The organism is Acetobacter fabarum (assembly GCF_029069195.1).
In the GTDB taxonomy this organism is placed as follows: domain Bacteria; phylum Pseudomonadota; class Alphaproteobacteria; order Acetobacterales; family Acetobacteraceae; genus Acetobacter; species Acetobacter fabarum_A.
The window spans coordinates 1-25550 of sequence record NZ_JARDYK010000010.1 but is presented as its reverse complement, the minus strand read 5'-3'; the positions used below and the strand labels follow the sequence as shown (position 1 = coordinate 25550).

Genomic DNA, 25550 nt, shown 5'->3' with positions numbered 1-25550 from the left:
TCTTAGGTATATAACATTTGCAGGTGGCCCTGATCCGCCAGGTCTGCGAGTTCCTTCAAGGTGGAAAAATGATAGTCTGGTTCAGTCAGGGTTTCGACTGCAATAGTGCCACCAAACCCGCCAACGGCCTTACGCCGCTCGATCCAGCACACCGTGTAGCCCAGTTTGCGGGCTATCCCAATATCGTGGTACTGGCTTTGCGCAACGTGCAGAATATCTCCTTGCAGAATACCGTCCCGGCTCAGGCGACCTCGTGCAAAACCAAAAAAAGCGGCATCCGGTTTTTCGCACAGCGCGTCATCTACCGTGATGGAATCATGAAATGGCATGCCAAGCGTTTTTTCCATGCCAGAAAAAGCCCAGCGCTGCGTGTTGGTCATGGCCACCAGCCGGAAGTGCCTGCCAAGACGCTGCATGGCCTCCACACTATCTGCAAACGCAGGCCAGTCTTTGGCCGCGTACACAAATGCATCTGCATAGGCCTCCGTTTCGGGCAGACCGAACTGCGCGGCCAGTTGCAGATAAATGGGTTTAAGGTCCTGCGGAAAAAGCCGCGTCTGCCCGCGGGCACGCATCCCCCTGTAAGCACTCAGGAATGCCTCACGCTCAATGGCAACCCCACATAACTTTTGCAGCGCATTTATCATCCCGCTTTCAAAGTCGATCAGGGTACCTACAACATCAAAGGTTAATGCTTTGGGAAAACGGGCCACATCAAAATCTCCGTGACTGAGTGCTTAAAAACCTGTTGAGAAGGAAAGAACACCGGCAAAACCACCGCCAACATAGTACTGCGGAGCGCTCCCGGCGACCGTATGGCCATTCACCACCATGCTCCGGGCATTGGTTTTGATGCTGCTTGTGCCAGACAGGTAACCGCTATTACCAATATTGAGCAGGTTCAGCTGGATCTGTGGGTGTTTTGCAAGCCACATATTCCTGAACCGGTAACCAATATTGGCATTAAACGTTTCATAACTCGGGATGGATTCATCGTTCATGAACGTTGAATACTGTCTGCCAATATAGTTCATGTTGAACCCGCCAAAAATGGATCCGTCATCATAGTTCAGGCCAATTGCCGCCGTGAATTCAGGCGTATTGACAGCCCGTTTACCTTTGGTTGGCAAGGTGACCGTTGTGTTGGAACCATCGCTGGTGCCAGAAGACAGATTGTTGTCGATGGTCGCATGCTCATATTGCCCCGAAACATAGGGGCTGAAGTGGTGCCACCGCCGCAACCCGACTTCCATCTGTACACCGCGCATGGTCTGACCACCCGCGTCAATCGATTCAGAAACAGGCAGCCCCCCCTGATAGGTGGTTGTGCTCAGTTGCCGGTGCGTAAAATTATAGTTGAACAGGGAAACAGATACATTAGCAAAACCCGTGTGTCTGTAACCAATTTCCTCTCCAATCGCAAATTCCGGGTTAATCTTTGTGGCATGTCGGGCGGATAGCTGACCACTGCTGACACTATAACGATCCGCATACGTCATGATTGAAGCAGGCATCCGAAAAGAAGAGGTGCCATTAATATAGATCTGGTCATACGGTGTAATTTTAAAGCTGGCCATGAACTGTGGCAGCGGCTCCGCCGCACTCTGCCCGGTGGCGTAGGTCACCCCCGGCACATTGTTGGTTTGTGACCGTGTGACCATAACCTCCTTGAACCCGGCTGTAAGCGTCAGCCGGTCATGGAACGTCTTGTAAGTATCGTTGATAAATAGCGCATTTGTTTGCTGGATGAGATGAATGTCATATGTCCGCAGTACGCTGCCATTGGCAGTGAGAATAGGGTTGTTACCCCACACGCTCGGCACACTGCCATTCGGATTGACGGCCTGATAGCTCTGCGGTTCGGACTGGTCAAAGTAGGAATACCACGCGCCGCCGGTAACCGTGTTATGCCCACGTGTCCAGGACAGGGCGGCATTAATACCCGAATACGCCAGTGTGTAGGTATCAATGGAATCCGCAACAATCGTATTGTCTGTGCCCTGAACCTGAAGCGGACCTGCCGGACCCGGTCCCAGATAGCTATTGTTCCGGTCGAGCGTGGTCCCGCCGTTATCATATCCCCATGAGTAGGTAAAATATGGCGTAACATCCAGTGCCAGCCCGTGGTCGAACTTCATGTTGATCGGCGCACCCAGAATGAACTTCTTCATCCTGTTTTCGTAATATTTATAATAATTTCCGGGAGAGGAGCCAAACGGCGTATCGTTGTAGTTGAAGTTCACACCCTGAGCATCCCACTGCGCCTTGGTGGGGGCACGCAGATAATACTGCTGGGCATCGTTATAACTCATGACAAAGGCTGCGTGATTATCGCGCCCCCAGTCTTTCACAAACTTCATATCCACATGGTAGCGCTGGGTTCCACCCACACCACGCCATTCATCCGCCACACGGTGCGAGAAGGAAACAAAGCCACGCACACCTGTTTTGCCAATTTCACCCGTTTCAACACGGATAAAATGACGGCGTAGACTGAAAGAGCCATAAGAAGCATCAATCAACCCTCCAAAATGGTGTGAAGGATCATGCATGGTTTCAGACAACTCACCCCCAACCGCGTTATAGAGTGGGGAGCGTGTGTCTGGCGAACCCTGTGTGAGCGTAAGGGACTGGATGTTTTCATTATCCGCGGCGGCAGATGTATAAGGCAGAAGGTACACAGGCGCTGCTGCGGGAATACCTTCAAACAGAAAGCCGATTTCCTGCTGGTTAAGCCCGCGCACGGTCAGACCCTGCTGGTCATCATTGGTGCCGAGCGGGTCGTTCCCTGCATACACAACACCGGGCAGGCTGGCCACAAGGGCGGCCGGGTTGCTGGTGGGGCTCTGTTTGGCAATATAGTCACGCGTCAGGCCACTGCGGGATTTGGCAATGGTCTGCGGTGGCATCATACCTCCACCGGGTGTTCTGTTGGTCACCCCATTGGACAGGGTCACGTGGCCTGTTACGCCCACTTCTTCCGTTTTTGCTGATTCAACCGCTGTTGTTTTGTGCTCGGTAGCACCGGCTCTGGATGCCGCGGAATTTTTATGCGCCGCCGCCTTCGCCTGCCGTTTTACCGCCAGTGTGGACTGGTCTGCTTCCGCCCATGCCGTTTCGGATACGGAACAATATAGCCCACCAAAACTGACTAAAGAGGAGACTGAGAGCAGCAGAGCCAGAGAACGGGACATACCCTTCTGCGCTACAATGCGCGGGACCCGCGCCAACGTGCAGTTCCGCGAAACAAAAAAAGTTTGAGTGTTTGCCATGCCTATCCTCCGGAACACCCAAAATAGGGCGGTAAAGCGTGAGACAGCGCCAGTTGTCCGAATGATTATGTGCGGATCGGTGCAGCGGAATACTCCGATTTCCCATGCTATACAGTACATCATATCGTTTTTATATCGGAATGAGTAAAATTCTCCCGAAGCTTGCCATTCTTTCATAATGGCCAAGAAGCACTTCTCTCAGCCTGCACGAAATAAGCCCTGTCGCAGGTTATCTGCTCTATTCAAAAACGCACGGAACATCCCTGAAATGGAGCGCAAAAAAGGCCGCCATCATGCAATGGCAGCCTTTCTGATGCTTTTTGAGAAATCAGGTTTATGCAACCGCACTCCAGATACCCGCCGTTTTACGGTTCTATGGGACGAAAAATACCATATATCTTTTTCACGACTTCAAGACTTTCCCACGAACAGCTTGCCCCGCGACAGATCAGAAAAGCATCCCCGGCTCTGAAGGTCTGTTTTTCGCCTGATTCGTTCACAAAAGATACGCAACCTTCAAGCAGGTACATAAACTCATCATGCACGTAAGGAACTTTTTTCCTGCAATAGGGGGTTGCTGACCATATGCCACCATAGAACTGCCCGTTGCACGACCGCCATGCAGGCGCACTCTGGCATGCCGGGGTCGGGCCGATCAGATACTCGGCTGGAGGTGGGGTGGAGGGAGACATAACCACTGTGGGATCAAGGGCGACCACGCCGGGTCCACTTTTTTCCGTTTCCGTTACCTCCATGGCAAACAGCCGGGTACCCCGCGTGGCAGACCAGTCAAACGCTGTGCCAGCATTCACCTTGCTTCCCTGCCCTTCCATCATGGTCGTGTCATTGATGGAAAACTGGCCACTCAGCACAAACAGAAAAACATCCGCATCGACTGCATCAGCATGCCCATTACCCTGAGGTGCCACCAGTTCTAGCTGAACAGCACCATCAGCCACAGGCAACGCATAGCGGGCCGTTTTGTAATCTCCATCTGTAAGCGGGCATGTTGCAGCCAGTCGCTTCAGGTCCAGAGCACGTTGCATGTCGAGCATTTTTTTCAAATCCTGTTTTGCAGGGCTTCAAGTCAGTCATATCGGGCAAAGCCCCCGGCCCTGAAGATAACCTTATCCATTGCGCAGGATATGGTGGTTTCCGAGCAAAAAACGTCATTTATGTTTTATTGCTAAGCCGTATCCAATGCATCTTCCCTGTTAAGCCCGGATGGAGCATGCCTTATTTTGATTATCCTGCCGCTTGCCTTAACTAGCAGAAGCAGCCAGTTTAGATGAGCAAGCGTGTTTCTTCCATTTTGATTTCGAGACTGTGTGTGCCTTCTTTCAAAACCTCCTGCGCGGTATCAGTCGCATTTTGTTTTCTTGCGGGCTGCACGCCACCGGATTTTAACACCCCCGGCCCCTTGCCGCAGGAAGATACCTACAACACGCTGTTCCCCCAATGGGCCGAATTATGTGCAGTTTCACAAATTTCCAAAAAACCCGGTTATGGGGCAGATATTGCCGGAGGACCGGGTGGGCACGCAGTTCTGTTCCTGCATGGAGCCTGCCTTGATCCCTCATCCCCTTACCCTGTGCTCAAAGCCTGCCCACAGGGTGAAACCGGGATAAGCATGAACGCCCATTTTGTGAACGCAAACTGGGTTGGCATACCCGGACGCGCGTTTTTCTATAATGGCATTCTCAAACCAGGAGACGGCCTGACGCGGGAGGCCTACCAGACCACCAAAAACATGGCCCAGATGCGCGGCCTCTACAGCGCCATTACATTCCGGGACTGGGCGTTGGCGGACAGACCGGCCGATACTCCATCAGAGGACTGGAAATATGAAGTTTCCATCGGCACGGATTATGCCGTAAGCTATGGGCGGGCGCGATACTGCGCCCGTCTGCCGGTCAGCGCACCCCAGATGGTTCAGATCGTCGATTTTCTGAACAGCCGCAATGCCCTGTACCACTATGGCCCCAAGACATTTGAAACCAATGTCATGCAGGATAACTGCAACCATCTTATCCATAATGCACTCGCCGCAACAGACTTCTGGCATGACCTGCCTGTTCATCAGTTCATTCTTCAGGCAGCGCTGACTTTTCCTGTTCCCAAAAATGAGGTGGTCAACCTGCTGGACCGGACGAACCGCCACAAACCGGGGGATCTCCACAGCCTGTTCCACGACCCGCTGACCCGCCAGACCCTGCTGAATGATGGATGGCTACCGGATGAGCCAGGTATTATTCTGGACTCCAGCCCCGTAAAGACCCCCAATGCGGTCTACAACACCAGCCTCTCTCTTATTTTTTACGATGACCCGCTGCTAGGCCATTACAACCGGGCATTCACGCGCTATCTGGCACGGCCGCGTTACCATGACCTGCGCGCCAACCTGCTTTGGTATCAGGCTCTTTACGCACAGATCGCTGCAGAACGTCGGCCTCTTGCCGAGTGGCTGAAAAAAGAGCCTGCGGATTTTTCTGCGTTTTACAAAGCCTATTACGTATGGCTCGGCACCCAGCAGGCTCTTGTGGAAAAGGGGCTTAGTCTGCTGCCTGCCTCTTCGCCCATCTCCAGCGCATGGCAGCCAGCACGGAGCGAAACGCCAGAAGAGGTGCCTGCACCCGCCAACGCCCCACAAAGTCCCCTGCCAGCAGTGAGATAATGGCATCACGCATCCACAGGACATTCCGGGGGTTAAGAAACAGTTCCCGTTGTACGGGGTCGTTAATCCCGTAAATCAGCCAGGCCACGCGGCGCATTTCCCGCCGTGTGCAGTATTCCTCATGCCGGGCAGCCTTGCGCCCCTGTGCCGGGCTACGCAGCCATGCCTGCGCGACCCGCGCCCCGCGGTAAGCACTCTTCATGGCCAGCAGCACGCCAGATGAAAACACAGGGTCCAGAAATGCAAAGGCATCTCCGATCATGTAATACCCTTGTCCCCATGTCCTGTCCGCACAATAGGAGTAATTTCCCGTTGTTGTCAGTTCCCCGATCTGTTCCGCTGGAGCCAGACGTTGTGAAACACTTGGACTTTCCGCCACCTTTTTCCAGAACAGGTCGATCTTTGGACCGGTATAGGAACTAAAAGCATTTTTGTCCCCCACAAAACCAACACTCATAATGTTGTCCCGCAGGGGAATCATCCAGAACCATCCGTCATCCACCAGATGGATGGAAATATAGCCTTCCATATCGGCTTCACGGCGTTCAACGTTGCGGAAATGCGCAAAAATGGCAGCAGTGGAGTTATTTTTATCAGCGTGGCGCGTATGCAAACGCCGTGCCAGAAATCCGTCCCGCCCGGATGCGTCCAGCACAAAGCGGGGCATAAAAGTGTATGCCTGCCCTGATTCATCCTGTGCCACAACCTGTGTTGGCTGGCGGGGCGTAAAACGGGCTTCTGTTACACGCAGACCTTCAAGGGCTTCCACCCCATGAGCCTGAGCATTACGGAACAGGATTTCATCAAACTCCGAACGCCTGACCTGATACGCATGCGTATCCTTCGGGCTGATGGCATGGCTGAAGGGAAAAGCCAGCCGCCCCTCCCCCCGGTCCGATACAAATTCAGCACCGGGCTTAAACACCCCGATCTCGCGCACCTTGTCCAGCACGCCAATGTCACGGAGCATATCCATGTTGCAAGGCAGCAGGGATTCACCAATATGGAAACGGGGATGTGGGTCTTTTTCCAGCATAATGACCGACACACCCTGCCGGGCCAGCAGCGTGGCGGCCGTACTCCCCGCAGGTCCGCCGCCAATAACCAGAACATCACATTCCCGCGCGGACATATCCGAAGCACTCATGCCATACCCCCATTAACCCCAATGGTCTGCCCCGAAATGTAGGCAGCCTGTTCCGAGGCCAGAAACCCTATCAGATCAGCTACTTCCTTCGGTTGCCCTGCACGGCGGGCCGGAACTACAGCGGCAATATCCGCCTCGCTCAAAATCGCTGCCGTGGCGGGGGAGGCAATAATACCCGGTGCCACAGCGTTCACCGTAATGCCCCGGCTGCCGACTTCGCGCGCAAGGGAGCGTACTGCGCCCTCCAGTCCGGCTTTTGCCGCAGCGTAATTGACCTGCCCCCTGTTCCCCATCCGTGCTGTAACGGACGACAGGGCTATAATACGCCCCCAGCGGGTACGGGTCAGGGGTAACAGCAGTGGTTGCACCACATTAAAAAAGCCATCCAGTGAAACTGACAGAACATCCCGCCACTGGGCCTGAGCCATACCAGCCAGCGTTACATCATCATGCGTGCCTGCGTTATGGACGATAATCTGCGGAACGCCTGCTTCCAGCACCGGGGCAAGACCCTGCCTGGTCGCGTCCGCATCTGTCAGATCACAGCACCATACCTCAGCAGAGCCACCTTCGGCCTGTATGTGCTCCACAACCTCCAGAGCCCTGCTGTGTGAAGAATGTGCATGTACTACAACATGCAGGCTATCCCCCGCCAGTTTATGGCAAATGGCGGCGCCAATCGGGCTACTACCACCAGTTACAAGTGCACGCTTCATTCCGCCGCCCCTGCGCCAGCAGCAACCCGCTCAAACATGACCGTGCCACGCCCTTGCAAAAGCAAATCCCCCGGCTGGGAATGAACAGAAAAACCATAGACCATACCAGCGCTATCAACCTGCTCACGCAGGACATCAATCTGCAACAGGCCATAATCTGCACAATCAAGCTTGTCGCATTGCGCCTGCAAGTCCCGTAGGGCTGCCAGATAACCGCCCGTTCCGGCCATGGTCTGCTTTGTAAGCGCACCGTGGAGAGCTGCGGCCTGCATGGCCATTTCGGCCCCGATCAGCACCCCCAGCCGCCCCCCATGTCGCAAAGGATTATCAGGGCGTAAATGGGCCGCTGTATGCGCACGCAATGCAGCATCCGACCAGGAAGAGCATGTGTCCAGCAGGCAGCTCATACCCTGATGCGGAATTAAGGCCAGAATATCCACACGCTCCAGCTTTACACGCTCTAACATGGCGTTACCTCCACCAGAATGGTCCCCGGCTGGCAGGCCAGATACACAGTGCCCTTCTGCCCGCAGGCAATCTTCTGGAGCAATTCCAGCCCACCTGCAGCGGGGTTGCCTCGCGCAAGTTCTGCCAGGTGGGGGGGCAAAGCTGTCTCCTGCACCATGGCTTCTGGGGCGTGGGTTATATCCAGCATACAAAGCCCGTGCTGCGTAGCCTGTGGTGCCAGCACAAAAGCGCAGCCAAACGTGTTTTGCGTAATACGGACTTTGCCAATTGGCCCGGGTATAGGCATGTCATAGGCCACAAACAGTACAGGGGTATTTTCCACCACACATTCGGCAGCCGCCTTGAGCAGACCCTGCGCGAAGGACCAGTCATAACACCCTAACGCTACAACAGGGGCCAGGCTTGCATGCCCTATGGTCCAGTACCCCGCAGATGCATTATGTACCGAATTATGAAACTGGGTTGGAGAAACCTCCCCTCCGGGTGTGCTCAGCGCGGTTAGAATACTATCCACCACGGCGCCATCTCCATTGGAACTGGCAAATACCCCCCTTATGTCTGCCGCCTTCACTCCCGCCTGCGCGCAGGCTTCCTCCGCCAGTGCAATAGCCAGACGGGTTAACGGGCCACACCGTCGCCGCTCATTGGCAGGCAGGCAGGCGGCAGGAGGCACCTGTACTGGCGCAGATACCCAATCTTCCTGCCCGCGCAAAATACGCGCGGCATGTAGCCAGCCAGACAGACCCGGCCCCCAGACCGAAACCCCTTGAACAACAACCTGCATCACACGCTCTCAAAAATCAGACTGCAATTGGTTCCGCCAAAACCAAAAGCGTTGCTCATTACCCGCCGGACCGGCCTATGGAGTGTCTCTGTCAGCACATGGCTCCTGAATGTGGGGTCAATCTGGCGCACATTCAGGCAGCCCGGCGCAAACCCTGCCCGCATCATAACAAGTGCAAACATGGCTTCGATAATACCTGAAGCTCCCAGAGTATGGCCTGTCCAGCCCTTGGTGGAAGAGCAGGGCACGTTACGGCCAAACAGAGCATGCACCGCATGGTCTTCCATGGCGTCATTCACAACCGTACCGGTGCCATGCAGATTGATATAGTCCAGTTGTGCTGTATCCAGCCCGGCCCGTTCCAGCGCCTGACGCATGGCGGCCACAGCTCCGCGCGCCAGCGGGTCGGGCGAAGACATATGGTGGCCATCGCTGCTCACACCATAACCAACCCACCGACCCATAACCGCGGCATCTGGGCGTTCTCCTTCGCGCTCAAGCAGGACAAAGCCCGCTCCTTCCCCTACAGAAATACCCGCGCGTTGCCCGTCGCACGGGCAGGTTGGTTCCGCACTGACCAGCCCCAAGGCGGCAAACCCCCGTAAAGTCATGCGGCACAGGCTGTCCGCCCCACCAACCACCACAGCATCACACAGCCCGGCTTCCAGCCAGTGACGGGCATCCACAAAAGCACGGGATGAGGATGCGCAGGCGTTGGAAACACTCAGTAATGGTCCCTCAAGCCCCAGCCGGGCCGCCACAAACCGGGGGAGAGAAAACAGATCCTGCGTATGCGCCTGATCAAACTCCTTAGGCGGGAACCCGGTCACCGGGTCTAGTGCCTCATAGGCATCTTCCGCTGAAAGAATGCCAGACGTGGAGGTGCCCAGCACCACGGCAATCCTGTGGGCACCATAAAACTGGCAGGCATTCTGTACCGTCTGCGCAAACCCGTCCTGCGCACAGGCCATATCCGCCAACTGATTGTTACGGCAGGTAAAACCGGGAGCAGCACCTTCCAGAACATGAGCACCGGCTTGTGGCACACAGCCTACGTAGCCTGTTGTTATTCCAGCAAAGTCACATGGCGTCAGCCCCGAGCGGCGCGACAGCAGCGCGTTTTCGGTGGCCGCCAGTCCTTGCCCGATTGCGCTCAAGACTGTTCCTGCAGTTATGGCGAGTGGTTTCATGGTCAGTCGGGAGGTCCAATATTCGGGCGTTGTCCAGCCAGAAGAAAGCCGTAGATCATGGCCAACGCAACACCAAATGCAACTGTTACCCCAATTTCACGCAGCAATGGAGTCTGGCAGAGTGCCAGAAGACCAAAAGTCAACACGGTCATGGCATTGCAGGTCAGCAATGTGCGCATGGTTCTGGCCCGTTCTTCCGCGTCCAGCTGGGGACGTGCAAAGAACAGCGCATAATCCAGACTAACACCCAGAACAAACTGCAGGGCAATCAGATGAATGAGCGTTAACGGCTGATGCAGCAAGGCAAACACCCCCAGCACCGTTATCTGCACCGCTCCTACCGCTCCGATCACGCAGAACACGCGCCCTGCATTGCGCAGGCCAACCAGCAGCACCGCAAGCGCAAGCACACTCCCGACCGCCATCCAGCGCAGGGTCCGGGCGGTATGGTAGGCGGACAGGCCGTCCACCTCCTTGCGCATATCCAGCACCAGAACATCGGACTGCCCCTCCAACGCGCGCTCTATGGCCTGATGGTCCCGCACATTTTCAGGAAAAACAAGACCAAACCATTGCCCACCCCTTACAAATAACAAGGGAGCCATTGCTGCCCCCACCGGTGTACCCAGCATATCCTGCGGTAACAAAGGGGGCATTTGCCGCGCACGCTCCACATCGGCCACAAAGGCATCAAACGCTGTGGCGCGGAAGGGTAATCCCTCCCTTGCCTGTGCAATGGCAGCCACCAACATGGCGGGGGGCGGCAACTGACTGACCCGGCGACGCTGCATCTGCGCGGAAGGCAACAAACGTGCAGCCTCCTGCACACCGACCAGAGCGCCCTTTTGCTGCAATTGCGTCCATATTGGCGTCAGAGCTTCCTCCCGCTCCAGCACCGTCTGCGCATTCCCCCCCGAAACCGCAAGCATGAGCGAAGAGTCCGGCACGCCCAGGTCACGACGTAATGAGTCGTCCAGATGCAGGGTTTTTGCTGGCAGAGGACTCAGGGCTGTCAGACGCGTGTCCATAACCGGAGGGGAACGCCATAACACCATGGCGCAAAGCATAACGGGAAGACAAATCATAACCCGGTAACGCCGCCAGCCTTCAGCCAAAGCCAGAGCTTTGGATGGTCCGCTAACATGCGGAGCCAGATCTGCCGCCACGACCAGTCCGGGCATGATGCGCAGGGTAACAAATGCAGCGACCACAAGCCCCACGGCGGCAAACATGCCCAACTGGGCCAACCCCGGCAGACCGCAAAACACCATACCGGTCAGCCCCAGCACAGCCGTTACAACGCCCAGCCGCAAACTATGGCCAATACGACACAGGGTTGCCTGTGGGCCTTCACCATGATCACGGTGCCCGATCAGCAGCACCGGGTAATCCAGCGCCACACCCAGCATGGTCATGCCAAAGCCGAATGCAATGCCATGTACAAAACCAAAAACCAGCCGCACAACAAGCATGGCAACACTCAGTGAGAGCAAAAATGGCACACCAATAGCTGCCAGCACCCACAGGGAACGAAACCGCCAGTAAAGAATACCCACAACAAGCGCAAAGGAGCACAGCGCCATCATATCCACATCGCTGCGCATGCCCGCTGCACTGGACACGGCAAAAACTGATGGACCACTCATGAGTAGTCTGGCCTGACCGGGGTGCAAAGCTGCAAATGCCGCAGTTATGGTCTGCTCCACGCGCGTCTGCCGGGCAAGGTCCATACCCGGTGCCTGCGTGCGCAACAACAGCAGGGCGCGTGACCGATCCGGCGCAAACCAGACGCCCTGCACCACTCTGACACGCACATCCGGCTCCAATGCGCGGACCGTCTGCATAAAGGCATTTGTCGGGTCCCGCAGGAGCGCATCTGACAACACAGGTCCAGCAGCAGAATCCAGCCCATCCAGAACACTGGAAAACGCCTGCTCCAGCGCCTGCGCATCCAGTTTGCGCACGGCATTATCGGGGGCAAGCTGGTAACGATGTGCAAGCAGAAGAGCACGCAGGGCCTCGGCCTGATCCGTGGCAAAAACACCGTTCAGGACCGAAACGAACTGGGCATCCTCCGCAAGGGCTGCGTGCAGGCCCAGACTAAGCCTTACAAGCTCGGGCTCGGGAGCTCCCTCCACACCCAGCATGAGGACAGTGCCTGCTACACCTCCCTGCACTTCACGCAATAAAAAGCGTGTTCCATCATCATGTCCTTTGGGCAAAAAACCCGCCATGTCCATCCGTAACGGGATATTCAGGAACACCAGCACCGCAAACAGGGCCGAAGCCGCCAGCGCAATGGCCAGAACCCCCGGTTTTCTGCGCGGCCTCACGGGTCGAGGGTCAGGGTTTGTACATCCCCGTTAGCCTGCACGATCTTCAGGCTTTCTATGGCGTTATTGCGCCCCTTCAACACGACCAGACGTACCAGACGCACCGCCTGCGGTGAAGCGGGGGCCATATTAAGCGTCCATGCACCAAGATCGCCCTGCGCGCTCAAGGTGTAATCATGCATCAGGCTTACCATGTCCCCTGCCAGTGGAGCGCGCATGGTTGTCACCAGCAGCGCCAGCGCTGGGCTTTGCGACAAAAGCACATTATGCACACGTCCGGCCCCCCGCTGGATGGACACCATGCTTCCGTCGATCACCAGTTTTTCAGGGTGGGGATGCTGCGTGTTTTTTTCCAGATATGCAGGGCGATGGAACAGCAGCACACCGCTGGAAAGCAATGGATGCGTGAGAACTGCCATATCCTTCTGTTCATGAAACGGCTGAACGCGCTCGGGCACCTGCCCCAGATGTGCAATGATCTGCCCTGTCAGGTCGGCTCCGTTATCGACCGCCCATGCCTGCCCCATGCCCGCAAGCAGCCCCCATACCGCCAGAAGAGAAAAAATTTTCATGGCAGGTCTCCCCAGTAATCATAAAAATTAAACCATGAGAACGGATGCCTGTAGCACAACGCCTCCATCCAACCGGCATATCGCTCCACCGCATGTTGCACAAAAGCGGACCGTTCCTGCCGGGAGGTGGGGTAAGGCACATCAAACGGCTCAAAACTTACATCATAAATACCATCTGCCCCGCGTATGGCACTCACCAGCACAATGGGGGTCCCTGTCGCCAGCGCCAGCCGAAAAGGCCCTTCCGGCAGATAAATATCCCCTCCCAGCATTTTTGCGCTGATACACCGGCCCGTATCAGGCGTTCTGTCCCCCAGAATACCAACCACTTCCCCCCGCTCCAGACTTTCTGCAACACGGAGCATGGTATCCACCTGCCCGATGGCAATAATGGTTTGAAGGTAGGTCGGGTCCAGCGCCTCCAGCACATCTGTTGCCCCGCCCAGGTTGGAACGGTACATGAGCATGCGCAATGTTATGGAATGCTCCCGCCCCAAAGCCCTGAGTGCTTCAAACGATCCAATATGCGCGCCCAGCAGCAGACATCCTTGCCCGGCAGCCAGTGTCTGTAAAAAATTCTCCCGCCCCGTAACCCGCACATGCGGCATGTCTATGGCGTTTTGCAGGAAAAAAATGCGGTCCAGCACAACCTGCGCGAAGCACCGCATGTGCCGCATAATCATGATGACTGAAGGACGAACCGGCAAAACACGGCGTAAATAAACACGCGATGCCCGGCGGGCTGCCCCGTTATGCAGAAAAAAATAAAGCGTAATGGGACCAAGAAGCCATTCCAGCCACGGCCTTCCAACCCTGCGGGCCAGAAGCAGAGCCAGTTGCATGGCAAACCGGCTCCCCCGTTCCGGCACAACCCAGCGCCTGTCAGCTCTGCGTGGCATGCTCTTGTTTTGCCTTTAGCACGACCCGCATGACAGGCTGATCATTCAATCTGGCTGTCAGACGCACAACCGAGCCAGAACTCCGGACCTGAAAGACCACTTTCTGGCCCGGAAGAACCGGATGCAGAAATTTGACCATATCCACATGCAGGCCAGTCTGCCCCAGTTGTTCCAGCCCTGCCTCAAGCAGCAAAATACCCGGCACGACCGGATTGCCAGGAAAATGGCCCGGCAGGCAGGAATGATCGGAAGGCAGCGTAAAAGACCCCGCCTCCTCCTCCTGCATGACCTGCCCTGCCATTGCGCGCAACGCCTTAAGGGTCAGCTTGCCCAAGGCATTACGGGGCAAGGCAGGCACCAGCCTGACACTACGAGGCAGAAAAACCGGCTCAATCTGCTCCCGCAAGGCCCGCAGAATGTTTTGGTCAGTTAAAGTGGAGGATACGGCAAAAACCTGCATCCGCGCCAGAATATTGGTGGAATCACCCTCAGGAGGAAGAAATGCGCCATCCTCCACGCCAGGAATGGCGTTTAATACGGCATTCAGTGCAGCGAGCGAGCTCCGCTTGCCACCCAGTTTGACTACATCCTTCATCCGCCCCAGCAGCAGGAATGTACCATCGTCCCGGGTTTGAATAAAATCGGCCAGCACATAGCTCGGTACACCCGGTGCTGAAATTTCAATCCCTTCTCCCCTTTCATGTGGGGTGACACCTTTATACCATCGCCAGTACGCCCCGCTAACCGTTCGCCGCATGGCCACGGAGCCTGTTTCGGTCGAACCGTAAATTTCGGTCACTTCTGCCCCCAGAACCTCCTCTGCCTCAGCAGCCAGATCGGACGCAAGTGGAGCCGAGGCCGAGACTACACGCCGGATGGCGGGCCATGTCAGGCCCGAACGCAGCATGGTACGGAGCTGCAAAGGCGTTGTGACCAGAATACGCGGGGCAAGCGCCCGGTTCAGGCTGGTCTGCCAGTCTGCTGGATACCCTCCGCTCCCCGTAACCACAGTGACCCGTGTATTCAGGCATTGCAGAACCAGTGCTTCAAACCCGTACATATGGTACGGTGGCACAGTGCCAACCAGACAGGCAGGAGCATCATCCGGGTCCAGCAGAACGCGTGCGGTCACACTACGTGTGACCAACCCACCCCAATATTTACGATGCCCGACCGGTTGCCCCGTACTGCCGGAAGTAAAAACCAGCGCGACCAGAGCATCCGGCTTGATGACAGGATTATGGCAACACGGGGTTTCCGCATAGGAAGAAGGGAGCGTTGCCAGAATATCTGGCACCATCAACCCACCACCAGCCAGCAGCGCGCTCTCGGAATCCCCTTCAACGCTGGCACAGACAGCGTTATGCTCCAAGGCAAGTTCTGCCAGCCGTGCAGGGTTCCGCTCACTACTCAGGAGCACATGCTGCCCTCGCAGCATGGTAGCGGCCAGCAGAAGTGCAAAACTGCTTATGTCTGAGCAGACCGGTACAATCGGGCAGTCTGGCAGCAAAGCGGCCACCACATGCGCGGCACGCAGAAAACTCCAGCCGGTAACAATACCCTGATCAGTCAGAAAAAGCGGTCGGTCCGGAGCATAAACAAGAGAGAGATCGGGCCATTGCTGGTCAAACCTGGCGTCTGGCATCGGCTTCACCCAGCAGTACGGTTTTCCTGCACAAATGCACACAAAGACCGCAGTGAACTAAAAATCCGTTTATTGTCTGGGTCTTCCGACCGCAAAGCCACACCGTAATCGCGCCCGACAAACAGAGCGATTTCTAACGCATCAATGGAATCAAGGCCCAGCCCTTCCCCAAACAGAGGGGCTTCGGGAGCGATCTCTTCAGCCGTAACTTCTAGCTGAAGTGCCGCAACAAGCCGTTCTGCAACTTCATGCTCAAAAGGCGTTTGTAATGTTGTCGAGCGGGTCGTATTCACAGCATGTCTCATGTTAAATGCAGATATCATGAGTGAGCTAACACAAACGCGCATTATCTCAAAGCCAACATGGCTGGAACAGCACCCCGCTTTCCGGCGTGGCACTGGCGCTATGCTTATCTCTTTATCAATTCTTCTTGGGCATATACCCTATGCGTCTTACGTAGCAATTCCCATTAGTATCACCTCGCTCCTCATGCAGTGTATGGCGCTTGCTCTTCTAAGCCTGCATCTTAAAAAAATGACTGTTATGGCCATCTGCCTTGTGCCTCTGGCCGTGTACTGGCCACATCAGGTAACGGTCGCCGATGGCTGTGTGCTTTATGCGGCTTCTCTGAGCATGATGCTGTTCATTTTTGGCCGTTCCCTTCTACCACCCCGGCAGCCTTTTGTTGCTGTTATAGCCAGCCGGGTCCATGGCCCTTTGCGCGCGGATATTGCACGCTATACACATGCCCTGACCGTTTTCTGGACAATATTTTTTGCAGCAGCCCTGACCACACCGCCCCTGCTGTTCTGGCTTGGTCCGGCAGATGCATGGCAATGGCCGCTATCTGGCGGCACATTTGTTATGGCGCTGCTGTTCATGGTGGTGGAATCTGGAGTCAGGCGTCTTGTCATACGCAATTTCCAACACGTATCGCTCAGGACGACAGTGGCGGCTTTCCGCAACACACACGCCTCGACCATGCAAACAACAGCCTCAGATGCATAAAAATGAGCCGTATATTATCCCGCACGTAACAAAAATGAGAAATACCACCTTCCGCCGCATTGAAATACTGCACGACGGCCGGTTTATTGAGCACCCGCACTCCCTGCCAGACCATACGCGCCACAACCTCGGGATCAAAATCAAACCCCTGCATAAAGCGTGATGCCTGAAGAACTGCTAGCAGAGGCCTGAGCGGATAAACCCTGAAGCCAAACAGGCAATCCTTAACAGCTCCCCCCGTTTCCATACCAATGAGGATATTGGATAACTTGCGCCCCCACACGCGCAGAGCCGGTGCTTCTGGCCCAAATACCGGCACACCCAGTACCAGAGCCTGCGGAGCGGAACGGGAGAGCGATATAAAATCCGGCACGTCCTGAGCAGGATGCTGGCCATCTGCATCCATGGTCAATACATGAGTATATCCTGCCTGCATGGCCCATAACGCCCCCTGCAAAACAGCCTGCCCCTTGCCGCCATTCTGTGCCAGGTGCAGGACTTTAAGCCCCGCATGTGCTGGCAGCATATCATCCAGCGTGCGTTCGCTCCCATCGGTGCTGCCATCTATAACCACCACCACATCCGGCCAGACGGCCAGAACGGCAGAGACCGTGCTCCGTAGCAAGGGGCCGGAATTATAGGATGGAACAAGAACAGCACAGCGGAACATGGCAGACATACCCGGGTGACCAGAACAGGATAAAACATGGCAAGACTGGTCCACATACCTCAATTACGATAAGAACCGAACACCAAGATCATTGCACTGGAAATGGTAATGTCTGAGCGCATACCCTGCCCCCCTCACCCCGTCCTGCCTGACTACTACCGCACCAAGGGGGAACACAGGCAGTTTGTTCGCTCTATTTTTGACAAAACAGCCTGTTATTATGACCGGATCAATGCAATTTTTTCGCTCGGGTCAGGCAAGTGGTACCGGCGCTGGATGCTACGCATGGCCGGGCTGCGCGCAGGACAGGTGTTGCTGGATGTCGCAACCGGCACAGGTCTGGTTGCACAGGAAGCCGCGACAATAACGGATGCAGCCAACATTATCGGGCTGGATATGAGTGCTGGCATGCTCAGCCAATGCCGTGACAAGTTGCCCATTCAGGTCATTCTGGCAGACGCTCAGGCCCTGCCGGTTGCTCCGGCCAGTATGGACATGCTGAGCATGGGCTACGCATTACGGCATGTGCATGACCTCAGAGCAACATTTGCCGGTTATCTGAATGTGCTCAAACCCGGCGGGCATGTGCTGATCCTTGAAATCGGGCGCGCTGACAACCGCCTTGTCCAGCCTCTGCTGCGCTTTTACCTTGGACGGGTTGTACCGCTGCTATCCGGTGTTGCCGCCTCGCAGGACAGCAGGAGGCTTATGGCCTATTACTGGGATACAATTGAGGAATGCGTACCTCCAGCCCGTATTCTGGATACCTTGCAATCCGCAGGGTTTAGCAAAGTACGTAAACACACATCGTTTGGTGTGTTTCATGCTTATATGGCCGAGCGGCCGTTATAAACGTCACAGATACCTCGCAAGCTGCCTGTCCGTAATACCGGATAAGCAGCTTGCGGGCCATGTGTTAGGCAGCTCCCGACGGTAGACATGCCCCGTGAAATTCGCGGTTAGGATGTTCCTGCTGTTCACGGAAGAACTTCAATGCATCTTCACAGGCCGCTTTGGTATAGAATGAAGCTGTGATCATTGCATCTTCATTATCTGGACCACGCTGCGCCACCAGCACCCATAGTGGGCGCATGGAGTGCCCATTTTCAAAGCTGTTTTTCGCGCTGTCCACACTCACATCCGGCTGCGCATCGGCCATTACGGGAGACACAGCGGCCGCCAAACCGAGCACGGCAAAGCAAATCGCCCCATAACACGTCATACGCTTGAAATTGGCCTTCATTCATCAAACTCCCACATATAATTTCAACAAGAAATCCTTACTCTCCTGATCAAGATATGTGTACCTTTCCTGTCCCTCTATCTGGGATACTGAATTATCAATACTCTCCCCGCTTGACCCGCACTGCTGAGCGTTTTCCATATCCCGCCAATCCGCCCGTCTTGCTCCATGGACAAGGCTGCGGCAAATTGTGGATATGATCCGTATTTTTATCGATTCCGATGCCTGCCCTGTCAAAGACGAAGTGTACCGTGTCGCCACACGTTATAAGCTGCATGTTTTTGTTGTTTCCAACCGCATTATTGCCGTACCAGATTCTCCACATATCGAGCGCATTGTTGTAGATTCCGGCCCAGACGTGGCCGATGACTGGATTGCCGAGCGTGTCCAGAACCGGGATATAATCATAACCGCCGACATCCCCTTAGCCGCACGCTGCGTGGAAAAAGGCGCTTATGTGCTTGAGCATAAAGGCAGGTTGCTTGATAGCGATTCCATAGGCATGGCTCTGGCCATGCGAAACCTTATGACCGATCTACGCTCAGCCGGAATGATCACATCCGGGAGCGCTGCATTTGGCAAAGTAGATCGCTCCCGTTTTCTTTCTGAACTCGATACACTGGTGGTCAAAGCCCGCAAACAGCCGGTACGTCTGTTACCTCCCAACGGGTAACAGACCAGCCCCCCGGTTTTGTGCAAATACACTCCATAAAAACGTTTAGAATGTATACTTTCCTTATTACCATAATTTTTACTGTGCTTCTGACAAAAAAATGTTCGCTCCCAGTGCTTCGGTAATAAACTGTACAGCAAGCTGCCCACGCACACTGTTCCCTGCCGCGTCAAGACGAGACGAATAAACACCAATGGCCAGCTTGCCGGGAACCACGGCCACAATACCGCCCCCTACGCCACTTTTTCCTGGCAGTCCCACCTTGAACAACCACTCGCCAGACGTATTGTACAAACCAGCGGTAGCCATAACAGCCAACACATGGGCGCTTGTTGCCGCATCAACCACAACATGATGGGTCCGCGGGTTAGTCCCCCCGTTAGCCAATGTCGCACCCATGGTTGCAAGGTCGACCGCATCTACATCGTAGGAACATTCGCGCGTATAAAGATCAACTGTCTCCGATACATCAGCGTATAAATGATCATAACTTTGCAGCAACATCGCAATCGCCTGATTATGCTGGTTACTGGCCATTTCAGACCGGTAAACATTATCATTCAGATGCAATGTATGCCCGGCAAATGCAGAGGCTGTGTCCAGAACACTCTGCCATTTTGCATCCAGTGTTCTGCCTGTAACCAGGCTGGCAGTTGCAATGGCCCCAGCATTAACCAGCGGATTACCTGGGGGCGGGCTGCCACCCAGCCTGTCATTATTCAGTTCCAGTGCCAGCACGGAGTTAAACGGCAGACCAGTCGCATTCACACCAATCTTATGCAGAACAGTCTCCGCCCCCTGCTTGTGCAGAACATCTGCAAGTGTAAAAATTTTAGAAACAGATTCCACAGGAAACTGGTGCCCCGCATCCCCAATCCGGAATACCCGACCATCCACTGTAACAACAGCAATGCCGTAGAGTTTGCCGTCCGCCTTGGCCAGATAAGGAATATAACTGGCATTTTTTCCATCCATAACCGTCCTGTACTTCTCAAAAGCCTCTTCGATCACGTTTTGAATAACGGCGGAAGACACCTGCTGCGGCTTGTCGCGCGCACTTGCCTGCTCCGTGGGCAGTACAGCAAATCCTGTTGTTAATATCAACAAGGTTGATATTCTGATAAGAAATCTGTTTGGCATCATATACATCTTTCACAAATATTCATGCACTGCATTATTACAACACACTTCACGGGAAATAAAATCGCACGCAGTCGTCTAAAATAACACATCTCCGTCCCTCTGTGATGGGCAATGGACTAGAGTTAATTGACAAAGCTTTTTCTCATAAAATGTAAATGATGTCAGAACATCACATATCGTCTGGCCAGTTGATGATCATATCCCGTAGCGTGTACGGATATTTCAATTCTTCAGGTTGCAACACAATAAAGCCGCTTGCACTGGCATCATTCCCAAGCAACGAAAATAGACTCAAACCCATCATCATACATTCCATGACGTTACCCGGATTCTTATGCCTTGCGTACGGCCTGTCGCCTGCTTCGCAATCTCGAATCCGCAGAGCATCTGCTTACCAGACATCTTCGTGCGGGCATGGAGCCATGCGTGCGGTTTCGACAGTTCGCACACTCGGTTTAATTCCAGACCATACAGCCCGTTACATCGTAGCAACACATCAATAACGAACGTCGCATAAGCCACGCCATTTCAGGTCTGGTTGGGAGTCTCGCCCCGAAACTGCTGGTTGCCCCTGTCATCGAGACAGGGGAGCCCGGACCCTGACGGGTCGCGATGAACTTTCTGCCCCGGATCACATCCTTCAGCCCCATCTGCGGCTCGGCAGCATAGTCTGGTTTAACGCTCATTTCACAACAGGCCGCTGAAAGGCTCGGATAATCCAGTCGATGCTCGTCAGGTCAGCGCACAGCACGCTCACGGGACGCAAGCAAATAACGCGATATTGTCTACTTCTCTACCATAAGGCTCATCCCCTGAGAGGTTTACTCTCCGCCAAACCAGAGGCAGTTCAAAAACGGTGGTTTTCGGATTCAAGTCAAGATAACTGTCATGTCTTCATTAAACTGCTGTTCTCTGTGAGACATGCCCCGCGTCAAAAAGCCAGTTTTTGGTGCAATCGTGGGTATACCAAGCGCTGGATCGTTGACGCTGACACACCCAACAGATTAGCAATTTTCCGGTTCGATAGGCCTGATTGAGACAGTTCGATCGCGTGCTCACGCTGCCGCATCGACAATTTGGGGCGTCGCCCCAGCTTGATACCCGCCTCTCTGGCCGCGGCCAGGCCTGCAAGAGTGCGTTCGCGGATGATCTCACGTTCAAATTCAGCAAATCCCGCCAGTATTGTCAGGAATAACCGACCGTTTGGCGTATTCGTTTCGATGCCAATATTGAGAATGCGCAGATTAATCCTTCGTTCGTTAAGAATTCTAATTAATCCCATAACATCAATGGTATCACGCCCCAGCCGGTCCAGCTTGGCGGCGATCAAGTGGTCGCCCTCCTGAAGCCTGTCAAGCAACGAAGACATCCCGGGTCGCATCAGGGCGGGGATACCACCTGAAATAACATCCTGAGTGATCTGATCATCGGTCAACCCTTCATGACGAAGGGCCGTCAGTTGTGCGTCCGTTGACTGGTGATCAGTCGATACCCGCGCATAGCCATATCTCATGCGTCAAAAACCCCGTTTTCGATCCAATGGAACAAACGCTCGTAAGGGCACATGTCCGAGGGGTCAAAAACCACCGATTATGAACCGCTATAGGGAATAATCAAAGAACAGATAACCGTTCTGCAAGGCTTTGCATTGGTAACGAGGACTGGGGTTCAATCTATGGCCTGACCAACAGTGAGAGTTGGACGATTGAAGTATATTGTCGGAAAATGAATAAGATTGGAAAGCCTAAGTGGAACAAGACAAGTATAGTCTAGCTGATCTTCAGCGCCGACATGATTTTATCGGAATGGATGCGGAGGATTTGCAGGCCCTGCGCGCTCTTCGCACTCCTCTTGCCAAGGCTTTGCCTGATGCTCTCGAGACTCTTTACGCCCATATTCGCAGAACGCCTGAAGTCAGCCGTTTTTTTGCCTCAGAAGCCAAGCTTGAGCACGCCAAACAGGCCCAGATGGCGCATTGGCAGACCATTATGGACGCGCGTTTTGATGATGCTTACGTGGCAAAGGTCCGTAGCATCGGGGAAGTGCATGCCCGGATCGGTCTGACACCGCAATGGTATATCGGTGCTTATACGATTATTCTTGACCGCCTTATCCGATCCGTTATCGAAGAAGATGGTGGAAAACGTGTCGGTTTGCTCTCCAGATCATCGAGACGGAAGCGTCTGGCCGAAAGCGTGAGCAGTCTGTGCAAGGCCGTTCTCACGGAAATCGACCTCACCGTATCATTCTACCTGGAAGCCATAGAAGCCGACCGTACCAAACTGCTCGCGGAGCAGGAACGGCGAGTGCGGGACGATCAGGCTGTTCTCTCCGCGCTCAATGCCGCGCTGACATCCCTCGCTGACGGGGACCTCACCTATCGCGTAACTGAGGTCCTGCCAGAACATTCGGCTTCCTTGAAGCAGCGGTTCAATGCATCTGCCGAGCAACTCGCACAGAGCATGAGCCGGATCGCACAGTCCACCCATGACGTCATGGCAAACGCGGATGGGTTCCGCCAAGGAGCGGACAGCCTGTCTCAGGCCACCGAACAGCAGGCTGCCGCACAGGAAGAAATGTCGGCAGCCGTGACACAGATTGCTCTTGGCGCTTCCGAAACGGCCGGAGAGACGGTCAAAGCCCGTCTTATGGCGGAATCCGCGCAATCCGACGCAGAGCAGGCCAGCCAGATCGTGGCCGAGGCGATCGCAGCGATCAGTCGGATCGAGAAATCCTCTCAGGAAATCTCGAATATTATAAGCGTGATCAACAAAATCTCCATGCAGACCAACATTTTGTCATTGAATGCAAGCGTTGAAGCCGCGAGGGCTGGTGATTACGGTCGTGGCTTCGCTGTAGTCGCCAGTGAGGTTCGTGCGCTTGCAGAGCGTTCGACAAATGCCAGCAAGGAAATTGCCAATCTGATTACCAAAGCCGCCGAGGATGTAATGTCTGGCGTGACGCAAGTTCACAGGGCGGGAGAAGCCTTGCAGCGTATCACCTCTCAGGTCAGCGATATGAACGGTGTCATCACCACCATCGCCACAGCATCACAGGCTCAGTCTGCTGGTCTGGATGAGGTTAAAATCGCGATCCGCAGTCTGGAACAGACCACGCTGAAGAACACGGCCATCGCTGAGGAAAGTGCCGCCGCCGCGTACAAGCTGGTCACAATAGCTGACGAACTGGCGCAGTCGGTCGCATCGTTCAGAACTCAGGCTGAACCTGCAAGCAGTATTGGCAAAAAAACAAACCATCCATTAAGGCTTGTCAGCGCAAACGATTATAATCGTCGGGGATAAGCATGAAGGAAAGCTTCATCCGATATGCGCTTGATAATGCCGCCATTGTCGTCATGACAGATGCGCACGGGACCATTACATTTGCAAACAAGAAATTCTGTGAAATCAGCGGGTACAGTAAAGAAGAATTAATTGGCTCCAACCACAGGATTCTGCGTTCGGGAGTACATCACAAAGAATTTTTCCATTTGATGTACCAAAGGATCAAGGCCGGGCATATCTGGCATGGAGAAATATGCAACAGACGAAAGAATGGTTCCCTCTACTGGGTTGACACGACGATCGTTCCCCACGTTGCAGGTACAGACAAAATCGACGGTTACGTTGCCATTCGCTTTGACATTACCAAAAGAAAAGAACTGGAGGAAGAACTTCAGATCAATATAAGATGCCTTGAAGAAACTGCGAACACTGATTTTTTGACCGATCTTCCTAATCGCAGACGGTTTTCCCAACACCTGGCAGATACAATCAGCCGAAGCGCCAAAAAGTCAGGCACGTTCCATCTGGCCATCCTTGATATCGACCTCTTCAAAGAAATAAACGATTCATTCGGTCATGAAATGGGAGACTACCTACTCAAAGTCATTGCATCGCGCCTGCGTGCCATTGTGGATGATCATGTCTTTATCGCGCGTTTGGGAGGGGATGAATTTGGGATCGTCCTTGATCGAGAAAATTCATTTGATAATAGAAAACTTTGTGAAAAAATTCTTGATTCCGTTCGCAACCCGATCACGATCGGCTCGATAACCCACTACTTTTCGGCCAGCATGGGCTGCGCAGTTTTCCCCCAACATGGAACAGATGCAGCTAGTCTGTTACAAGCCACCGATATAGCGCTCTATCGCGCCAAGACGCTGGGGCGTGACAGATTTGAAGTATTCAATAATGAAAATATGGAGGCTGTTAAAAAAAAGTCCCAGCTTTTATCTGATGTTAGTGTTGGGCTTCGGCGCGAAGAATTCGTGTTTTTCTACCAGCCGGTCTTCTATCCTGCGTCCAATCCAGCAATCTCATTCGAGGCTCTTGCCCGTTGGGATCATCCCCAGCGCGGCATTATCGGTCCTACCGACTTCCATATAGCTCTCACCGATCCGGCCACATGCGCTATTTTCGGCCTTTATATGCTGGAACACGTGTTCGATGATATGGTGATCATGCGTGATAAAGGCATTTGCTTTGGAAGGGTCGCAATCAACCTGACCAATGCAGACTTCCGATCGGATGCTTTTCTGGAACGGTTCTTCAACCGCTGTGCCCAGACGGCCATTGATCCCGAGCAGTTTTGTGTCGAAGTCACCGAAACCATGTTACTGGGTGACGATCAGAAACGGGTAGAACGAGGTTTGCGTCAGTTACACGGCGTCGGCGTTGAAGTAGCGCTGGACGACTTCGGCACCGGCTATGCGTCACTGACGCATCTGCGCGAATTTCCGATCGACCGCCTGAAAATTGATCGCCGTTTTGTGTCGAATATCGAAATGTTGTCAGAAGACTATGTAATCGTGCGCGGCGTCATCGACATCGCTCATGGATTGGGAAAAACCGTTACCGCAGAAGGCATAGAGACGGCGCAACAGGCGAAGATACTCCTGGATATGCATTGCGACTCTCTTCAGGGCTGGCTTTTCAGCAAGGCGTGTGCATTGGAAGATCTATACCCGGCTATCCGGAAAATTCCTGAAGTCCTGAACACGCTAGGCTCAGGACTCATTCTTTAAGATAGAAGATGAAGCTTGCTGCGATATGGATTGCGGACATGAAGGTGTGAGCGCAACGGTCATATCTGGTCGCAACACGTCGCCAGT

Annotated in this window: 22 protein-coding genes and 1 pseudogene; 5 read left to right on the top strand and 18 right to left on the bottom strand. The window is 54.3% G+C overall.

Features of this window, described 5'->3' with window-relative positions:
• Nucleotides 1–2: 2 nt before the first annotated feature.
• The 13 genes from PY793_RS11210 to PY793_RS11150 form a co-directional block, all read right to left on the bottom strand.
• Nucleotides 3–713: an HAD-IA family hydrolase gene (locus PY793_RS11210; protein WP_275178101.1), complete on the bottom strand. Its 711-nt coding sequence runs from the start codon at nucleotides 711–713 to the stop codon at nucleotides 3–5.
• Nucleotides 714–737: 24 nt separating this feature from the next.
• The gene (locus tag PY793_RS11205; protein WP_275178100.1) at nucleotides 738–3272 is read right to left on the bottom strand and encodes a TonB-dependent receptor; all 2535 of its coding nucleotides are present in this window, start codon (nucleotides 3270–3272) and stop codon (nucleotides 738–740) included.
• 365 nt (nucleotides 3273–3637) lie between these two features.
• Nucleotides 3638–4327 (bottom strand): cupin domain-containing protein, encoded by a 690-nt coding sequence (locus PY793_RS11200; RefSeq protein WP_275178099.1) that lies wholly within the window; start codon nucleotides 4325–4327, stop codon nucleotides 3638–3640.
• Between the two features lie 1497 nt (nucleotides 4328–5824).
• The gene (locus PY793_RS11195) at nucleotides 5825–7093 is read right to left on the bottom strand and encodes a tryptophan 7-halogenase (protein ID WP_275178098.1); all 1269 of its coding nucleotides are present in this window, start codon (nucleotides 7091–7093) and stop codon (nucleotides 5825–5827) included.
• Nucleotides 7090–7809 (bottom strand): 3-oxoacyl-ACP reductase FabG, encoded by a 720-nt coding sequence (gene fabG, locus PY793_RS11190; protein ID WP_275178097.1) that lies wholly within the window; start codon nucleotides 7807–7809, stop codon nucleotides 7090–7092. Before fabG ends, PY793_RS11195 begins: the two co-directional genes overlap by 4 nt.
• A complete protein-coding gene (locus PY793_RS11185; RefSeq protein ID WP_275178096.1) occupies nucleotides 7806–8276 on the bottom strand; it encodes a hotdog family protein in 471 nt (156 codons plus the stop codon). Before PY793_RS11185 ends, fabG begins: the two co-directional genes overlap by 4 nt.
• Nucleotides 8270–9061 carry a beta-ketoacyl synthase chain length factor gene (locus PY793_RS11180; protein WP_275178095.1) on the bottom strand — a complete coding sequence of 264 codons (792 nt, stop codon included), beginning with the start codon at nucleotides 9059–9061 and terminating at the stop codon, nucleotides 8270–8272. Before PY793_RS11180 ends, PY793_RS11185 begins: the two co-directional genes overlap by 7 nt.
• Nucleotides 9061–10251 (bottom strand): beta-ketoacyl-ACP synthase, encoded by a 1191-nt coding sequence (locus tag PY793_RS11175; RefSeq protein WP_275178094.1) that lies wholly within the window; start codon nucleotides 10249–10251, stop codon nucleotides 9061–9063. Before PY793_RS11175 ends, PY793_RS11180 begins: the two co-directional genes overlap by 1 nt.
• Nucleotides 10252–10253: 2 nt before the next feature.
• Nucleotides 10254–12584 carry an MMPL family transporter gene (locus PY793_RS11170; RefSeq protein ID WP_275178093.1) on the bottom strand — a complete coding sequence of 777 codons (2331 nt, stop codon included), beginning with the start codon at nucleotides 12582–12584 and terminating at the stop codon, nucleotides 10254–10256.
• On the bottom strand, nucleotides 12581–13156 hold the full coding sequence (locus PY793_RS11165; RefSeq protein WP_275178092.1) for a LolA-related protein: 576 nt from the start codon (nucleotides 13154–13156) through the stop codon (nucleotides 12581–12583). Before PY793_RS11165 ends, PY793_RS11170 begins: the two co-directional genes overlap by 4 nt.
• On the bottom strand, nucleotides 13153–14055 hold the full coding sequence (locus PY793_RS11160) for an LpxL/LpxP family acyltransferase (RefSeq protein ID WP_275178091.1): 903 nt from the start codon (nucleotides 14053–14055) through the stop codon (nucleotides 13153–13155). The genes PY793_RS11165 and PY793_RS11160 overlap by 4 nt, the downstream gene beginning before the upstream one ends.
• Nucleotides 14039–15700: an AMP-binding protein gene (locus tag PY793_RS11155; protein ID WP_275178090.1), complete on the bottom strand. Its 1662-nt coding sequence runs from the start codon at nucleotides 15698–15700 to the stop codon at nucleotides 14039–14041. Before PY793_RS11155 ends, PY793_RS11160 begins: the two co-directional genes overlap by 17 nt.
• A 5-nt stretch (nucleotides 15701–15705) precedes the next feature.
• On the bottom strand, nucleotides 15706–16005 hold the full coding sequence (locus tag PY793_RS11150; protein ID WP_275178089.1) for a phosphopantetheine-binding protein: 300 nt from the start codon (nucleotides 16003–16005) through the stop codon (nucleotides 15706–15708).
• A 16-nt stretch (nucleotides 16006–16021) separates the two neighbouring features.
• Between PY793_RS11150 and PY793_RS11145 the strand changes: the two genes are divergently transcribed.
• A complete protein-coding gene (locus tag PY793_RS11145) occupies nucleotides 16022–16708 on the top strand; it encodes a COG4648 family protein (protein WP_275178088.1) in 687 nt (228 codons plus the stop codon).
• On the opposite strand, the gene PY793_RS11140 is transcribed toward PY793_RS11145, so the two are convergent.
• Nucleotides 16638–17378: a glycosyltransferase family 2 protein gene (locus PY793_RS11140; protein WP_275178087.1), complete on the bottom strand. Its 741-nt coding sequence runs from the start codon at nucleotides 17376–17378 to the stop codon at nucleotides 16638–16640. The two genes, PY793_RS11145 and PY793_RS11140, sit on opposite strands and share 71 nt — an antisense overlap.
• A gap of 108 nt (nucleotides 17379–17486) precedes the next feature.
• Here PY793_RS11140 and PY793_RS11135 point away from each other — a divergent pair, with 108 nt between their 5' ends.
• Nucleotides 17487–18230 carry a class I SAM-dependent methyltransferase gene (locus PY793_RS11135; RefSeq protein WP_275178086.1) on the top strand — a complete coding sequence of 248 codons (744 nt, stop codon included), beginning with the start codon at nucleotides 17487–17489 and terminating at the stop codon, nucleotides 18228–18230.
• Nucleotides 18231–18294: 64 nt separating this feature from the next.
• Here the strand turns inward: PY793_RS11135 and PY793_RS11130 are convergent, their stop codons facing one another.
• Nucleotides 18295–18621, bottom strand: coding sequence for a hypothetical protein (locus tag PY793_RS11130; RefSeq protein WP_275178085.1), 327 nt, complete (start codon nucleotides 18619–18621; stop codon nucleotides 18295–18297).
• A gap of 196 nt (nucleotides 18622–18817) precedes the next feature.
• Here PY793_RS11130 and PY793_RS11125 point away from each other — a divergent pair, with 196 nt between their 5' ends.
• A complete protein-coding gene (locus PY793_RS11125; RefSeq protein WP_275178084.1) occupies nucleotides 18818–19294 on the top strand; it encodes a YaiI/YqxD family protein in 477 nt (158 codons plus the stop codon).
• A 78-nt stretch (nucleotides 19295–19372) separates the two neighbouring features.
• On the opposite strand, the gene glsA is transcribed toward PY793_RS11125, so the two are convergent.
• Nucleotides 19373–20401 carry a glutaminase A gene (glsA, locus tag PY793_RS11120; protein ID WP_275178083.1) on the bottom strand — a complete coding sequence of 343 codons (1029 nt, stop codon included), beginning with the start codon at nucleotides 20399–20401 and terminating at the stop codon, nucleotides 19373–19375.
• 967 nt (nucleotides 20402–21368) lie between these two features.
• The gene (locus PY793_RS11115) at nucleotides 21369–21950 is read right to left on the bottom strand and encodes a recombinase family protein (RefSeq protein WP_275178082.1); all 582 of its coding nucleotides are present in this window, start codon (nucleotides 21948–21950) and stop codon (nucleotides 21369–21371) included.
• Between the two features lie 235 nt (nucleotides 21951–22185).
• Here PY793_RS11115 and PY793_RS11110 point away from each other — a divergent pair, with 235 nt between their 5' ends.
• On the top strand, nucleotides 22186–23739 hold the full coding sequence (locus PY793_RS11110; protein ID WP_275178081.1) for a globin-coupled sensor protein: 1554 nt from the start codon (nucleotides 22186–22188) through the stop codon (nucleotides 23737–23739).
• Nucleotides 23740–23741: 2 nt separating this feature from the next.
• Nucleotides 23742–25463 carry a putative bifunctional diguanylate cyclase/phosphodiesterase gene (locus PY793_RS11105; protein ID WP_275178080.1) on the top strand — a complete coding sequence of 574 codons (1722 nt, stop codon included), beginning with the start codon at nucleotides 23742–23744 and terminating at the stop codon, nucleotides 25461–25463.
• Here PY793_RS11105 and PY793_RS11100 read toward each other — a convergent pair.
• Nucleotides 25453–25550: pseudogene (locus PY793_RS11100) on the bottom strand (IS5/IS1182 family transposase); the annotation flags it as partial. The gene PY793_RS11105 and the pseudogene PY793_RS11100 overlap by 11 nt on opposite strands.

Excerpts from the sequence above, each read along its gene's own strand:
- PY793_RS11175 (WP_275178094.1), bottom strand. The coding sequence starts at position 10,251 with ATGAAACCACTCGCCATAACTGCAGGAACAGTCTTGAGCGCAATCGGG.
- PY793_RS11205 (WP_275178100.1), bottom strand. The coding sequence starts at position 3,272 with ATGGCAAACACTCAAACTTTTTTTGTTTCGCGGAACTGCACGTTGGCG.
- fabG (WP_275178097.1), bottom strand. The coding sequence starts at position 7,809 with ATGAAGCGTGCACTTGTAACTGGTGGTAGTAGCCCGATTGGCGCCGCC.
- PY793_RS11155 (WP_275178090.1), bottom strand. The coding sequence starts at position 15,700 with ATGCCAGACGCCAGGTTTGACCAGCAATGGCCCGATCTCTCTCTTGTT.
- PY793_RS11130 (WP_275178085.1), bottom strand. The coding sequence starts at position 18,621 with ATGAAGGCCAATTTCAAGCGTATGACGTGTTATGGGGCGATTTGCTTT.
- PY793_RS11180 (WP_275178095.1), bottom strand. The coding sequence starts at position 9,061 with ATGCAGGTTGTTGTTCAAGGGGTTTCGGTCTGGGGGCCGGGTCTGTCT.
- PY793_RS11145 (WP_275178088.1), top strand. The coding sequence starts at position 16,022 with ATGAGTGAGCTAACACAAACGCGCATTATCTCAAAGCCAACATGGCTG.
- PY793_RS11140 (WP_275178087.1), bottom strand. The coding sequence starts at position 17,378 with ATGTTCCGCTGTGCTGTTCTTGTTCCATCCTATAATTCCGGCCCCTTG.
- PY793_RS11150 (WP_275178089.1), bottom strand. The coding sequence starts at position 16,005 with ATGAGACATGCTGTGAATACGACCCGCTCGACAACATTACAAACGCCT.
- PY793_RS11125 (WP_275178084.1), top strand. The coding sequence starts at position 18,818 with ATGATCCGTATTTTTATCGATTCCGATGCCTGCCCTGTCAAAGACGAA.
- PY793_RS11195 (WP_275178098.1), bottom strand. The coding sequence starts at position 7,093 with ATGAGTGCTTCGGATATGTCCGCGCGGGAATGTGATGTTCTGGTTATT.
- PY793_RS11105 (WP_275178080.1), top strand. The coding sequence starts at position 23,742 with ATGAAGGAAAGCTTCATCCGATATGCGCTTGATAATGCCGCCATTGTC.
- PY793_RS11165 (WP_275178092.1), bottom strand. The coding sequence starts at position 13,156 with ATGAAAATTTTTTCTCTTCTGGCGGTATGGGGGCTGCTTGCGGGCATG.
- PY793_RS11185 (WP_275178096.1), bottom strand. The coding sequence starts at position 8,276 with ATGTTAGAGCGTGTAAAGCTGGAGCGTGTGGATATTCTGGCCTTAATT.
- PY793_RS11115 (WP_275178082.1), bottom strand. The coding sequence starts at position 21,950 with ATGAGATATGGCTATGCGCGGGTATCGACTGATCACCAGTCAACGGAC.
- PY793_RS11160 (WP_275178091.1), bottom strand. The coding sequence starts at position 14,055 with ATGCCACGCAGAGCTGACAGGCGCTGGGTTGTGCCGGAACGGGGGAGC.
- PY793_RS11135 (WP_275178086.1), top strand. The coding sequence starts at position 17,487 with ATGTCTGAGCGCATACCCTGCCCCCCTCACCCCGTCCTGCCTGACTAC.
- PY793_RS11200 (WP_275178099.1), bottom strand. The coding sequence starts at position 4,327 with ATGCTCGACATGCAACGTGCTCTGGACCTGAAGCGACTGGCTGCAACA.